This window comes from Paenibacillus sp. PL2-23 (assembly GCF_040834005.1).
Classification (GTDB): Bacteria; Bacillota; Bacilli; order Paenibacillales; family Paenibacillaceae; genus Pristimantibacillus.
The window spans coordinates 3,262,216-3,276,398 of record NZ_CP162129.1; the positions used below are offsets into that span (position 1 = coordinate 3,262,216).

Here is a 14,183-nt window from a genome sequence, read left to right on the forward strand (position 1 = left end):
CACCTATCGATTAGATTGAATGAGGGCGCCTCACTTTTTTCATACGATTGCTTATTAACGGCTCGGTTGTCACTTCGATTTTTTGCGGAATTTTGTAGGGGGGCAGATGCTCCAGACAATAAGCTCGAATCATGCCTCGCAGCTCCTTCAAGCCGATCTCCTGGCGCAGCCTGACCGTAGCTTTGATAAGCTGGCCGGTAATGGCGCTGGGCTCCGCGGTTACCGCGACCTCGGAGATGCTGTCCATCTGCTCAATAACGCTTTCGATCTCCGCAGGATACACCTTCTCGCCGCCCACATTGATCAGCTCCGACCGCCGGCCTAGGATGCGAATGTCATTCCCTTCGACAATCGCTTCATCTCCTGTTCTCAGCCAGCCATCTCTAGTAAACGGGCTTGGGGCGTTCAGGTAGCCCAGCATGGCGGTGCCCGATTTCAGCTCCAGCAGCCCATCCACAATCCGGTACTGCAGCTCCGAATCGGCGATAGAGAAGGACAGCGACTCGGAGCTGGCAGAGCGTGTGCGCAGCACTCCGATTTCCGACATGCCGTAAGCTTGGACGGCGCGCACGCCGGGGAATTGCTTATTCCACAAGGCCAGCGTATGCGGGGGCATGACCTCGGAGCCGTAGGATACAACCTGCAGGCTCGACAGATCATAGTGCTGGCATACGCCGCTGATAAGCAGCAGCCTCATGAAGGTGGGGGACGTAGGCAGCACCTCAATCCGGTGCCGCTCGATCAAGCGGCACACCTCATGGGGCGAACGATCCTCCGCCACATACAGGCAGCCGCCGCTCGCAAGCGTCTGCAGCAAGATGTTGAGACCGCCGATATGATCGAACAGCATAAACGGGATCGTCCGGCTGCTGCGTCCGGCCGTCCGGAATTTACGCAGCAGCCGCTCGCTGCTATGCACCGCAGCCTTACTCTTGCCCGTCGTGCCCGACGAGAACAGCACGAGACCGCCCGAGCCTTCCTCTAGCAGCGAAGCAAGCAGAGGATGCTCCGCTCGTCGTCCCCTCTCCTCCATGGCGAAGTGAATCTGGTCGCCTGTCCACCTGCTACGGAGGGACACCTGCGCAATGTCCATATATTCGTCCCGTTTCCTGGCCGGCAGCTCGGGAGCAAGCGGCACCACCACACACCCTGCTCGCAGCAAGCCGAATAGCGCAGCCACAGCCTCCGGCGAATAATCCGCTTCCAGGGAAACGACATGCCTCTCGCCCGCCAACTTGTCTCCGCAGCTGAGCGCGCGTTTGACAAGCCATTCGTAGGTATAGACATTCTCCCGCCATACCATAGCCGGTCGCTGCGCATAATCGGCAGAGAAGCGCTTCAACAGCTCATCCACACTCATCCTGCCTCCTCCAGGCAGCCCTTCAGGTAAGCAACAAGGCTGTCCACCGTACGGAACGGATTATTGCTCCATTGCTGCGCAGCGCGATCCGACAGTGCGATCCGCGCGCCCAGCTCCTCCTCGACCGACTGCTCCACGACGGCCAGCAGCGAGACCAGGCCCAAGGAATCCAGGAAGCCGTCACGCCCATACAGCGGTGTATGCCCTCCCAGCTCTCCCGGCGCCTTCGCCGAATAAGCGTAAGCAATCTCCTGGCAGCCATCCAGCACAATGCGAAGCAGCTCATCCCGGTTCGGCGTGGATATGCTGGCTGACTCTTCTGAATCTTCGCCTTCCTGCTCCAGCAGCGGCGCAGCCCCGCCCGCATAAGCCTGGAGCCGCTCGTAGAAGCTGTATTCCTGATTGACCAGCTTGCCGATTACATCGAGCACCTCGGTTACGCTCTCTCCCTCTCGACGGGCGACAGCGGAGCTGACAAGCAGCTTGTGAGCATGCTCCCAGCTTCGAATCAAGTGGTCGAACTCTTCGGCGAAGGCCGTGAAGCCGTCACCCGGGAGTCGTACCACATCATAGAGCAAATCCCGGAAGAAATACCGGCTCCAGCGCATGTCGAACAGGAAGCCCGATGCTTGGCTGAATGCCGCTTGATCGGTCCGCGGCAGACCTTGGGCGAGCTGCCTCAGCAGCTTCAGCGACACGGCATGGCCGAAGAAATAGGTACGGCCGCCGGACTCCACCTCCCGGCCTGCCAGAAACTCATGCACATGCGTCAGCAGGACGCGAAGCAGCGCCTCCTCATAAGCGGCGGCGGACAAGGGCGCCTCCGGCGCAATCGATACGGTGCAATACGAATGCAGCTCCTCTCTCCGTTTGGCGGCGGCCAGCTCAGGGATGCATTGATTGCCCTTCCAGTAAGCGTCGAATACGGGAATCGGCAGCGAGCCCTTGAACCGGGCAGGCACAGGATCGTAGATATGCACCTCGGTTTCGCTGACCCCATATACAGCCAGCCAATGATCAACCAGATAGAGGCGCGACTGCGGATCCGTCAGCTTGCTGATGTATACCGGATTGAGGTAATCCTCGCAATAGGGCAGATAATAGCTGGTGCCCGTCGTAAGCATCAGCTCTCCTCTTGCCGTCAGCTCCCGCGCGAGCTCCAGACCCTCCTGAAGCCCCCCCAGCTCCGTATAGCCATTCATGAGCCAGATCGCTTCCTTGTAATTCAGCTTGTTGAAATAGGTCTTCACCAGTCCTTCGCTGGAGCATGCCGGCAAGCCATACAAGCGGGCTCCCGCCAGAAGCCCCAGGCTGCTGAAGCCATGCTGCCGCCTCAGCACCTCGTGTATAAGCGGAAAATTGCACGGATAGTAATACGGAATGTCTTCAAGTGGACGAAATGGCTCCATCCCCATCCATCCCCCTTCCTGTCTCGTTCGACTTGTTAACGGCAAAGCGTTCGATGGTGAAGTGAAGATCCAGCTCCTGGTCGGCGCGTATGCGTCGATTGGGAACACGATTCCCGTCCGCATCCAGCTCAAAGCGCCTGAAGCCTTGCGTGAACCGGAACTGGTACCCGCTGTCTCGCGGCACGAGAAACCGTCCGCTGTAGCGGCTGCCGCCAATCGCGGACAGCTTCATCCCCATGCCGCCGAAGATTGCGTCGGCCTGCGAGAATGCGGGCGGCACCTCAGCCGTCAAGGTTACGGATACGAGCTCTGACAGCTCCGCAACGACCGTATACCGCGATGAGGCGTGCAGCCCCTCCGCTTGTACATGAATCCAGGCCTCTCCCTCTTGTCTTGGAACTAATGTACCGTCCTCCCTAATATCCAGCACGTCCGGCCGCTCCGAATGGAAATCGCCCCGCAGGACGGTCATCAGCAAGCCGTTCTCGTACCGAATCAATGGATTCAGACGGACACGCGGTCCCTTGATCCCTACCTCCATTCGCCCATGCAGCTCCAGCGCGGCTGGTCTGCTCGGCTTGCCAAACATGTACAGAAGAGGCATTTCCACTCTCTGCGCCCAGGCGGTTTCTTCATGCGCGGCATCCGGCTGCAGGAGGAAGGCCAGCTCCTCCCTATGCCTGTAGCCTTGGCCCAGCAGCCGTTCCGCTGCCGCTCGCGCATGCTCCGGAAGGAACAAGCCCTCCGCGTCCCCGATATCCATCCATATTCGTCCCGGGCCGCGTCCCGGGTAATCCTGGTAGAGCTTCTCCTCGCGCAGTCCGGACGGCGATTCCGCATCCAGGCTCGCTTTGATGAAATAAGGGGATAGCAGGATCAGCTTGCCGAACACATCCGGATAACGGAAGCCGATATGGTACGACGACAAGGCGCCGGCGGAGGCGCCCATAAGCGCCGTATGGCCGGCATCCGTCATCGTATTGAAGCGACGGTCGATATAAGGCTTCAGCTCATGCACGATGAAATGCTCGTAATCGACGCCCGAGCAGCGGATTCTGTCCGCCTCCTCCTCCGGCGCCTTGAAATGATAAAATTCATTCCCCTCCACGGGCCTGACATGGCCGATGGCCACCACGATGATCCGTTCGATCCTCCCCTCCGCAATCAGACGATCGCAAGCCTCATCCACATGCCAGCTGTCGCCGCCGGGGCGAATGGAGGGGAAGGCTCGCTGTCCCGCATGCATATAGAGCACGGGATAACGTACAGCCCTGTCCTCCTGCTTGTAGCCAGGAGGCAGATACACATAAATCGAACGGTAGTTGGCAAGCCTGCTGGCGTAAAAGTCGGCAATCGTTACAATTGTGGAGTTTTCCTGCAATCTCTCTTCCTCCTTCTCCTGCTCTCTGCTTGCAAAGCTGCAACTGCCCCCCTTTCCGCATTGACCTTCTGCGGCGCCTCGCAGTCGCCGGCAACGACGAACAACCCCGTCACTCTGCAGAGTAGACGGGGTTGTTCGTCAACCGAACGGCTGCCGGTTTCCTAAACATGGCCCTCAGATTGTCATTTCTAAACTTCACCACTATAATAATCCACCGCTTTTAAAATGTAAATCATTTAATTTAATTTTAAATATTGACATTAATTCAAATATATATTTAGATATAAGTGCAAATATAATTTAAGGGCTATGCTTTTCTGGTATCGCGTTGGGGCATTCGCTTCCGCCGATGACAGGAACAACCCCGGCATCTCCGCAAGATTGGAGCTGCCGGATTTTTTTTGCCCAGGAAGGGAGGGTAACATTCGCTATTGGATACCGGTTCAGCCGAAGCATTAAGCTTGCGCAATACGAATACGAGATGAGAGGCGGAATGAAATGATCAGATTATGGAGAAGTACTTATGTTGCCGTACTGCTGGCGGCTATGCTGCTCGCAAGCCTGCACATCCCCGCGCTGCAAGGCTCCACCACCGTCTATGCCGCACCCGACACGTCCGTTGCCAACAAACAGAATTTCAGCACCGACGTGATCTATCAGCTGTTCACGGACCGGTTCCGCAACGGCAATACGGCTAACGATCCGACAGGCGCTGCCTTCAGCGCTTCCTGTACGAACCTGCGCCTATACTGCGGAGGCGACTGGCAGGGCATTATAGACAAGATTAACGATAACTACTTCACGAATATGGGCATCACGGCTCTGTGGATCTCTCAGCCGGTCGAGAATATCTACTCCATCGTCAACTACTCCGGCACCTCGATTACCTCCTACCATGGCTACTGGGCCCGCGACTTCAAGCGAACAAACCCCTACTTCGGGAGCTTCACCGACTTTACCAATCTCATCAACGCGGCGCATGCCAAAAATATAAAGGTCATTATCGACTTTGCGCCCAACCATACATCGCCCGCCATGGAGACCAACTCCGCCTTCGCGGAGAACGGAAGGCTCTATGATAACGGCACCCTGCTCGCCGGCTACACGGGCGATATGAACGGGCTGTTCCATCATAATGGCGGCACCGACTTCTCCTCGCTGGAGAACGGCATCTACAAAAACTTGTATGATCTCGCCGACATCAACCACAACAAGACGATTACCGACACCTACTTCAAGGATGCAATCAAGCTGTGGCTCGATCTCGGCATTGACGGCATTCGCGTAGACGCGGTGAAGCATATGCCGTTGGGCTGGCAGAAAAACTGGATGTCCGCCATTAACGAATACAAGCCGGTCTTTACGTTCGGCGAATGGTTCCTGGGCGTCAACGAAGTGGACCCGAACAATCACAAGTTCGCCAATGAATCCGGCATGAGCCTGCTCGACTTCCAGTTCAATCAGAAGGTCAGACAGGTATTCCGAGACAACACCGACACGATGTACGGACTCGACAGCATGCTGTCTTCTACCGCAGCCAGCTACCATCAGGTCAACGATCTGGTGACCTTTATCGACAATCATGATATGGATCGATTCAAGACAAGTTCGGTCAACAATCGCAGCCTGGAGCTGGCGCTGGCGCTGACTCTCACCTCGCGCGGCGTACCCGCCATCTACTACGGAACGGAGCATTACCTGACAGGCAATGGCGATCCCGGCAACCGCGGGCCAATGACGTCCTTCTCGCAGACGACAACCGCCTTCAACGTCATCAAGAAGCTGGCGCCGCTTCGCAAATCCAATCCCGCGATTGCTTATGGCACCACCCAGCAGCGCTGGATTAACAACGATGTGTACATCTTCGAGCGGAAGTTCGGTAACAGCGTGGCCGTCGTGGCGATCAACCGCAACCAGTCCGCCTCCGCATCCATTGGCGGATTGCTGACAAGCCTGCCTGCCGGCACCTATACCGACGCGCTGGGCGGCCTGCTCGGCGGCAGCTCCATATCGGTTGGAAGCGGCGGAGCCGCATCGACGTTTACTCTCGCGGCAGGCGCGGCAGCCGTCTGGCAGTACACGCCGGCTCAAACGTCGCCCGTTGTGGGACATGTCGGACCGGTTATGGGCAAGGCGGGAACCGTCGTTACCATTGACGGACGCGGCTTCGGCGGAACGGCGGGAACGGTGTATTTTGGCACAACGGCCGTATCCGGAGCCCAAATTGTCAGCTGGGAGGATACGCAGATCAAAGTGATTGCGCCAGCCGCAGCAGCCGGTCTCTACCAGGTGAAGATTAGAACGGCAGGAGCTGTCGACAGCAACGCCTATAACGGCTTCAATCTGCTGACGGGGTCCCAGGTATCCATCCGATTCGTGGTCAACAACGCAACCACCGCACTTGGCGAAAATGTCTATCTGGTCGGCAATGTCGCCGAGCTGGGCAGCTGGACGCCGGCCAAGGCCATTGGTCCAATGTTTAATACGGTGATGGCGGCTTACCCGACCTGGTACTACGATGTGAGCGTTCCCGCGAACACCGCGCTGCAATTCAAATTCATCAAGAAGAACGGCTCGACGGTAACTTGGGAGAGCGGCAGCAATCACACCTTTACAACCCCGTCATCCGGCATCGCGACGATTACCGTGAACTGGCAGTAGCAGCCTGAACAAATAAGAAAATGACAAAACCCCTGAAACATGTCCACAGGATATGGTTCAGGGGTTTTGGCTCATCCTTTGGACGCGCCGGACATGAGGCCTTGCACAAGAAAGCGCTGGAGGAAGATGAACAGCAGTGTGATCGGTATGCCAATAAGCACCGCTCCAGCCGCAAACATCGTGAAGTTGCTGTTCTGGAAGCTGTTGACGAGATCCCACATCCCGACGGCCAGCGTCCAGTTCTCCTTCGTCCGCAGCACAAGCCGGGCGAAGATGAAGTCCACCCATGCTCCGGTGAAGCTGGTTAACGCCACATAAGTGAGGATCGGACGGGAGAGCGGCAGCATGATTTTGGTAAATACGGTCAAATTGCTTGCCCCGTCGATTCTGGCCGCCTCATCCAGACTGCGGGGAATCGTATCGAAGAAGCCTTTGACGATAAAGCCGCCGAGAACGGCGCCTGCGGAGTAGACCAGCACAAGCGCGGTATGCGTGTCCAGCAGCTTCAGCTGCAGCAGGATGACATAGATGGCGATCAGGCTCATGAAGCTGGGGAACATGCCCAGCACCAGCATGACCGTAAGCGCCGTCTTTCGCCCCTTGAACTGAAAGCGGGACATGGCATACATGCCCAGCGTAACCAACGTTGTCGAGAAGATCATGGTCAGCGTCGCAATCTTGAGCGTGTTCAAATACCATCTGCCGTACTGGAACGATGGGGTCGTGAACAGCTCGCGATAATGATTCAGGGTGAACTGGCTTGGCCATAGGCTCTCGCTGTACAGCGCCGCTCCGGGACGCAGAGAAGACAACACGATCCATAACACAGGATAGACGGCCACAACCGTCAGAATCAGCAGCAGAATGTAGCTTAATCCCAGCCTTACCACGTTATTTTTCCGATTCATTGGATCATATCCTCCTCTTTGAACGAACGCGAGCGACGGAAATTCCAGATCGAGAACGACGCTATAATCAGGAATATGATAATGCCTATGGCGGAAGCCATATTGAACTTGCTGTTGTCGAGCGTCAGCTTATACAGCCATGTGACGAGCAGGTCGGTTGCTCCCGCGAACTGATAATCCCCCTTGATGGGATTGCCGTTCGTCAGCAGGAAGATGACATTAAAGTTGTTGATATTCCCTGCGAATTGCATAATGAGCACCGGTGCTGTCGCAAACAAAATAAACGGCATCGTTATGATCCGGAACTTCTGCAGCATTGTAGCTCCGTCCACGTCGGCAGCCTCGTACAGATCCCGCGGAATCGACGTCAGCACGCCTAGAATCAGCACCATCGTTACGGGAATGCCCAGCCACATATTGACGACGATAACCGTTACCTTGGCCCAGAATGGATCGGTCAGCCAAGGCAAGCCCTCCAGCCCGAACGCCCGGAAATATTGATTGATGGGCCCAAATTGGCCGTTGAACAAATTTTTCATCAGCAGCAAGGATATGATCTGAGGGATGGCGTAGGGCAGAATGAAAATGGTGCGCCACAGCTTCTTGAAGCGAATCCCCCTCTGCTCGATAAGCAGCGCGACAAGCACGCCGCCGAAGTACGTCGTTACGGTCGCGAGCACTGCCCAGATCAGGGTCCAGGTTAAGACGCCGAGGAACGTATGGCTCCAGCTCTTGAGCTGCAGCAGATCGACAAACGTCTTAAAGCCGACCCAGTCCACCAGCTTGGCGGGAGGAATATGGTCGGGTGCGGAATAGTTGGTAAAGGCCAGCATAATGGTGAACACGATGGGCAGCACTGTAAACAGCAAGACGCCCATAGCGGGAACAAACAACAAGATTTGCGGAAAATAGCGGTCGATGGCATTGCGCTTCAGCTTCAGGGCGCCCCGATCCCCATCGGCTTCATCAATCACCTTGCCCGTCTGATGAGCATCAAAGATATTAACCGCGTAAAGTAAAATAAATACAAATAATGCCAAAAGAACAAGCAAACCATCAAGCATCAGGAAGATGGAGTGATCGCCCTTGACCAGTTGGGTCCCTCCGCCCTGCTTCACAAATTTCTGCGTCTGCTCGCCCAATGTGACCAGACCCCAGACCGCGTGCTGCAGCCTTGGGGCAATGTAATAGAGGCCGAGCGCTTCTATGAGCAGGAAGGCAAGCCCCTTCAGCCATTGCCTGTTGTATAGCTGGCCAAGTCCCATGGCAAGGACGGACATGAGAGTAGCGGCCGCTCTATGTTTGTTCATGTTCAATGCTCCTCCTAGTTCATAGCCCGCCGGAATGCAATCCCGGCGGGTGAATGATCATCTATATGCCAGTGGACTAGGAGGCAGAGATCGCTTCCTGAATTTGCTGGACGGCTTTATCCAGAGCTTCCTTGACATCCTTGCCTTCATCCCAGATTTCCGCGATGCCCGCCGTAATCGGACCCCAGACATTGCCCATCTCCGGAATGGACGGCATCGGCGTGGAATTTTTGAACTGATCCAGGAACGCCTTAGTCACCTCGTCATTGGCGATAGCCGGATCCGAAGCCGCTTCCGTATTGGACGGCAGCAAGCCGTTCATTTCAAAGTTTTTCAGCTGAGCCTCCTTCGTGGAGAGGAAACGGGCGAACAGCTTGGCGGCGTTCGGGTATTGCGAGTTGGCGTTGACATAATAAGCCTTGACGCCGGAGAAGGATACCATCGGCTTGCCGTTGATCGTAGGAAGCGGCGCTACGCCGAAGTCCAGCCCTTCTGTCGCTCTGTAATCGGACAACGCCCACGGACCGTTGATGTCCATCGCTAGCGTGCCGCCTGTGAACAAGCCTTTTTTGATATCGTAGTTCACGTCGCCCATCTTGATCGGGAGCAGCTTCTCCTTCAGCGACTGAAGGAACTTGCCGCCTTCAATGGACCCCTCATTGTTCAGGCCGATATCGTTTTTATCCGTATTTTCCTGGCCGAACATATAGCCGCCCGGCGTGACGAGGAACGCATAGTCGTAATAGAACTGCTGCAGCTCCCACATCATCGCGAATTTATTATTGCTCACATCGTTGAACGTTTCGGCGAAGGCGATAACCTCCTCCATGGTTTGCGGCGGAGTCGGAATGAGCTTCTTGTTATAGTACATCGCATAGGTTTCAACCGCGTACGGATAGCCGTACAGCACATCCTCGTAGGTGACAGCCTTCACCGCATTCTCCGCATTTTCGCTTGCTGTCTGCTCCTGAAACTCCTCATTCGGGAAGATAAGGCCCGCTTGGGCCGCGCGGCCGATCTGATCATGCGGGAATACAACGACATCCGCTCCGAGTCCTGCCGGTCCGTCCGTTGTCAGCTTCGTGACCTGATCCGGCGGAGCCAGCTCCTCCATCTTCACCGGTACGCCGTACTGCTCCTCGAACTCCTTGCCCAGCGCCTCAATGAACGTCCGCTGATTTTTGTCCTCCCAGATAATTAGGCTAGCTCCCGCCTCTGGCTGTAAGCCCTCCACAGCGTCGGACGTTGCCGCCGGACTTGTTGCTTCGGGCGCGGTGGATGCCGGCGTATTGCCGCCTCCCCCTCCGGAACTGCATGCCGTCAGCGCCACTGCCAGGATGGAAATTGCCGTTGTGCCCAACCACTTTTTCATTTCATTTGCCCCTCTCGTTTTTTTGAAATTGTCCAAGCTTGCCTGCATGGATGTCGAGGCCTGCATGTTGCCCCGTCTCTCAGTCCGGCTTACGCGGCCATGTGAGGACTAGGAGCAAACGTTTGCGCATTGTTTGAAATAGGAGTGTACGAATCGTTTATGCATGTATGAAAACTGTCTGAACGGTCGATCCGTCTCATGATGTAAGCGCTGCATCGACGTGAACTCATCATACCTGACAAATTTTGTTGGTTCAAACGATTGCACAGTCGTTTGTGGGTTATTTTTGCCAATTTTTTATTCATTTTCTCGTTCAATCTCCGCTTTTCTCTGTTTCTTGAAAAAGTTAGCAAACTTGTCATTCCGTCTATTATTGTTTCTATTGACAATCGCAGCCGTACGATGTTATGTTTGAAGAGGAAACCGGTTTCTCCGAATGGAAAAGGGATTCAGTCCTGATCAGGCTGCATCCACCCCTGCTGTTTGTTGCGCAAACGTTAGCACGTTGCGTTCTGCAGCAAGCATTTCCTCCAATGAGCTCGTCATCATCTAGTTCTAGTCATCCGCTTTGCACTTTTCAGCCTCAAGAACGTACCTGCTAAGCTTCGCCGCCACACAAATTGTAAGCGCTTTATCCATTATGTTAGGAGGGACATTATGCTTCTGAAGAAAGGTTTGCAAGTCCTGCTACTGCTTACGCTGTTCTCGACGCTTCTCATGAACGGATTAACGCACACGCCGCAGCCAGTGGAAGCCGCAAGCATCGGCACAATCGACGAAAACGATACGATCTATCAAATTATGGTCGACCGCTTCCATGACGGGGATCCGACCAACAACGCGACAGGCGCCGCAATCCGTTACGGCGAAACGTCCGAGGAGGACTTCCGCCATATGAAGGGCGGTGATTGGCAAGGCGTCATCGACAAGCTCTCCTACATCAAAAATATGGGTTATACAGCCATCTGGATATCCCCTGTCGCGGAGCCTCAGATGACCAATCGGGAGAATAACGGCACAGGCCGCAATACCGCGTATCACGGCTACAACGTCAAGGATCCCAACAAAGCCAATCCCTATTTCGGCACGAAGGAGAAGCTGAAGGAGCTGGTGGACGCCGCGCACGCGCAGGGCATTAAAGTCATCATCGACGTCGTTCCCAACCATATCGGAGACTATATGCTGGGCACGCAGGCCTATTACGACATTCCCGCCTTGCAGCCTGCCGCTCCGTTCAACAATCCGGCCTGGTATCATCACAATGGCGATATCAACTGGTCTCTAACCGACGGCAGATACGATCAATGGGCCCAGAATTACTTGGAGAATCACGATCTGGCCGGCCTTGACGACATCGACTTTGATGTTCCCGCCGCCAAGCAGGCCATATTCGATTCCATCAAGGGCTGGTTCGACTACACCGGCGCGGACGGCGCCCGCGTCGATGCCGCCAAGCTGATGCATCCGTCCGATATCGGTGCGCTGGAAGACTATCTGGGCGTCAATACGTTCGGCGAGAACTTCGACGGCAATCCGGAGTTTGTGTCCCGCTGGCTTGGCGACGGCAAGGAATGGGGCATGCTTGACTTCCCGCTGTTCTTCTCGGTTCTTAACAGCTTTGCGTACGGCCAATCCTTCGACTCCACCGTGAAGAGCACGCTAGCCCAGGACTCCGTATACAACGGCAGAGAAAATCATATGGTCACCTTCATTGACAATCACGACCGCAACCGCTTCCTGCAAGAAGCCGGCGGAAGTGTGCAGAAGCTGCAGAACGCCTTGACCTTCATCTTCACCGTCCGGGGGATGCCTGTTGTGTTCCAAGGCACGGAGCAGAACAAGGGCAACGGCAACAATCAAATCATTACCGGCGGTATCGCCGATACGTGGAACCGCTGGTCGATGGTGAAGCGCGACAGTAGCGGCAACGTGCTAGAAAATTATTTTAACGAAAACACGAACACCTATCAGCATATTGCCAAGCTGAATCAAATTCGCAAGAACAACGAGGCGCTGCGCGTCGGAAAACAGCGAGAAATGTGGTCCGCGCAAAATCTATATGCGTTCTCCCGTCGAATCGACAGCGGCGCTAAGGCGGGTCAAGAGGTGATCTCGGTCTTCAGCAACGCCTCCAGCGGCACGCAGACTGTCACGATTCCGCTGCGCGTCGAAAGCTCCATTCCTGTAGGCACGGTATTGGTCAATGGGTTAAATACAAGCGAAACCGTAACTGTACAGAGCGGCGGAACTACCGGCAAGCAAATTACCGTAAGCGTCGCTGCCAACTCGTCGAAAATACTGGCCCCGGCAATTGCGGATTCCACAGCTCCTACTGTGCCGGTTAATGTGAATGCGCAAGCTGTCAACGCATCCGCCGTTCAGGTGTCCTGGACAGCAGCGACGGATAATGTTGGCGTGACGGGCTACGAGGTGTTCCGGAACGGCACGCTCGTTGGAACGACTGCCTCCACCAGCTACACCGACAGCGAACTGGCGGGCAGCACAACCTATACGTATACCGTCAAGGCTTACGACGCCGCCGGCAACCGCTCCGCCGCAAGCGCTGCCGCTTCCGTGACGACGCCAGCAGGCAACAATGTGACGATCTATTACAAGAACGGCTATACAACGCCGTATATCCACTACCGCCCTGTCGGCGGCACCTGGACCACCGCGCCGGGAACGGCGATTCCGGCCTCCGAGATTAGCGGCTATCACAAGATCACCATCAACATCGGCTCCGCTACTCAGCTCGAAGCCTGCTTCAACAACGGCAGCGGCCAGTGGGACAGCAACAACTCGCAGAACTACCTGTTCGGCACCGGCACCTGGACCTATACGCCGACAGGCCAAATCACCAGCGGCGCTCCCGTCGTCACGCCGCCTGACACGACGGCGCCTTCCGTTCCGCAGTCCGTCACGGCAACCGCCTCCGGCGCAAGCTCTGCGGCTATAACATGGAGCGCTTCGACGGACAACGTCGGCGTCACGGGCTATGAGGTGTTCCGGAACGGCACGCTCGTTGGAACGACTGCCTCCACCAGCTACACCGACAGCGGACTGGCCGGCAGCACAACCTACGCCTATACCGTGAAGGCCTACGACGCCGCCGGCAACCGCTCCGCCGCAAGCGCCGCCGCTTCCGTGACGACACCAGCAGGCAACAGCGTGACGGTCTATTACAAGAACTCGGCTTTCGCCCAGTCGTACATTCACTACAGAATCGGCTCATCCGCGACTTGGACGACGCCTCCGGGAGCGGCGATGCAGACGGAAGCCGCTTATCCCGGCTACAGAAGCATCACCATTCCGCTTGGCAGCGCCACGAGCATAACGGCCGCCTTCAACAACGGCAGCGGACAATGGGACAACAACGGCGGCAACAACTATACAATTAACGCCGGCACCTGGTCGCTGGTGAACGGCAATCTGGCCAGCGGCGTTCCGCAGCCGGACAGCGTGACGTTCCGCGTCACCGTGCCGGCTTCGACTCCGGCTGGCGGTCCCGTCTACCTGAGCGGATCGTTCAACAGCTGGGCGCCCGCCGACCCTGCTTATCAGATGACGAAGGGCACGGACGGCGTCTATACGCTCACCCTGCCGCTGCCTGCCGGCACCGCCGTGCAATATAAGGCGACGCGCGGCTCCTGGGCCACCGTGGAGGTGAACGGGAACGGCAGCGACATCGCCAACCGGACGCTGACGCCTGCCGGCGGCGCCCAGACGGTGTCCATTACCGTTCAGCGCTGGAAGGATCAATAAGTGCTAATAGTTATCGCTTC

At 56.3% G+C, this 14,183-nt stretch carries 8 protein-coding genes; 2 read left to right on the forward strand and 6 right to left on the reverse strand.

Annotated elements, in window-relative coordinates; translation table 11 throughout:
- Positions 1-10 precede the first annotated feature (10 nt).
- Genes AB1S56_RS14265 through AB1S56_RS14275 form a run of 3 tightly spaced genes read right to left on the reverse strand, consistent with a single transcriptional unit; the run spans position 11 to position 4,150 of the window.
- Entirely contained in the window at positions 11-1,360 is a 1,350-nt protein-coding gene (locus tag AB1S56_RS14265) for a long-chain fatty acid--CoA ligase (RefSeq protein ID WP_340868579.1), read from the reverse strand.
- On the reverse strand, positions 1,357-2,769 hold the full coding sequence (locus tag AB1S56_RS14270) for a hypothetical protein (protein WP_340868578.1): 1,413 nt from the start codon (positions 2,767-2,769) through the stop codon (positions 1,357-1,359). The genes AB1S56_RS14265 and AB1S56_RS14270 overlap by 4 nt, the downstream gene beginning before the upstream one ends.
- The gene (locus AB1S56_RS14275) at positions 2,747-4,150 is read right to left on the reverse strand and encodes an alpha/beta hydrolase-fold protein (RefSeq protein ID WP_340868577.1); all 1,404 of its coding nucleotides are present in this window, start codon (positions 4,148-4,150) and stop codon (positions 2,747-2,749) included. The genes AB1S56_RS14270 and AB1S56_RS14275 overlap by 23 nt, the downstream gene beginning before the upstream one ends.
- A 546-nt stretch (positions 4,151-4,696) precedes the next feature.
- Here AB1S56_RS14275 and AB1S56_RS14280 point away from each other — a divergent pair.
- Positions 4,697-6,811 carry an alpha-amylase family glycosyl hydrolase gene (locus tag AB1S56_RS14280; RefSeq protein WP_340868891.1) on the forward strand — a complete coding sequence of 705 codons (2,115 nt, stop codon included), beginning with the start codon at positions 4,697-4,699 and terminating at the stop codon, positions 6,809-6,811.
- A 71-nt stretch (positions 6,812-6,882) separates the two neighbouring features.
- Here AB1S56_RS14280 and AB1S56_RS14285 read toward each other — a convergent pair whose 3' ends face one another.
- The 3 genes from AB1S56_RS14285 to AB1S56_RS14295 all read right to left on the reverse strand — a co-directional run bounded on the left by AB1S56_RS14285 (position 6,883) and on the right by AB1S56_RS14295 (position 10,401).
- Positions 6,883-7,719, reverse strand: coding sequence for a sugar ABC transporter permease (locus tag AB1S56_RS14285; protein WP_340868576.1), 837 nt, complete (start codon positions 7,717-7,719; stop codon positions 6,883-6,885).
- Positions 7,716-9,029, reverse strand: a complete 1,314-nt coding sequence (locus AB1S56_RS14290) for a sugar ABC transporter permease (protein WP_340868575.1) — start codon at positions 9,027-9,029, stop codon at positions 7,716-7,718. The genes AB1S56_RS14285 and AB1S56_RS14290 overlap by 4 nt, the downstream gene beginning before the upstream one ends.
- Before the next feature lie 76 nt (positions 9,030-9,105).
- Complete coding sequence (locus AB1S56_RS14295; RefSeq protein ID WP_340868574.1) at positions 9,106-10,401, reverse strand: extracellular solute-binding protein; 1,296 nt, start codon at positions 10,399-10,401, stop codon at positions 9,106-9,108.
- Between the two features lie 657 nt (positions 10,402-11,058).
- On the opposite strand from AB1S56_RS14295, the gene AB1S56_RS14300 reads away from it, so the two are divergent.
- On the forward strand, positions 11,059-14,163 hold the full coding sequence (locus tag AB1S56_RS14300; RefSeq protein ID WP_340868573.1) for an alpha-amylase family glycosyl hydrolase: 3,105 nt from the start codon (positions 11,059-11,061) through the stop codon (positions 14,161-14,163).
- Positions 14,164-14,183 lie beyond the last annotated feature (20 nt).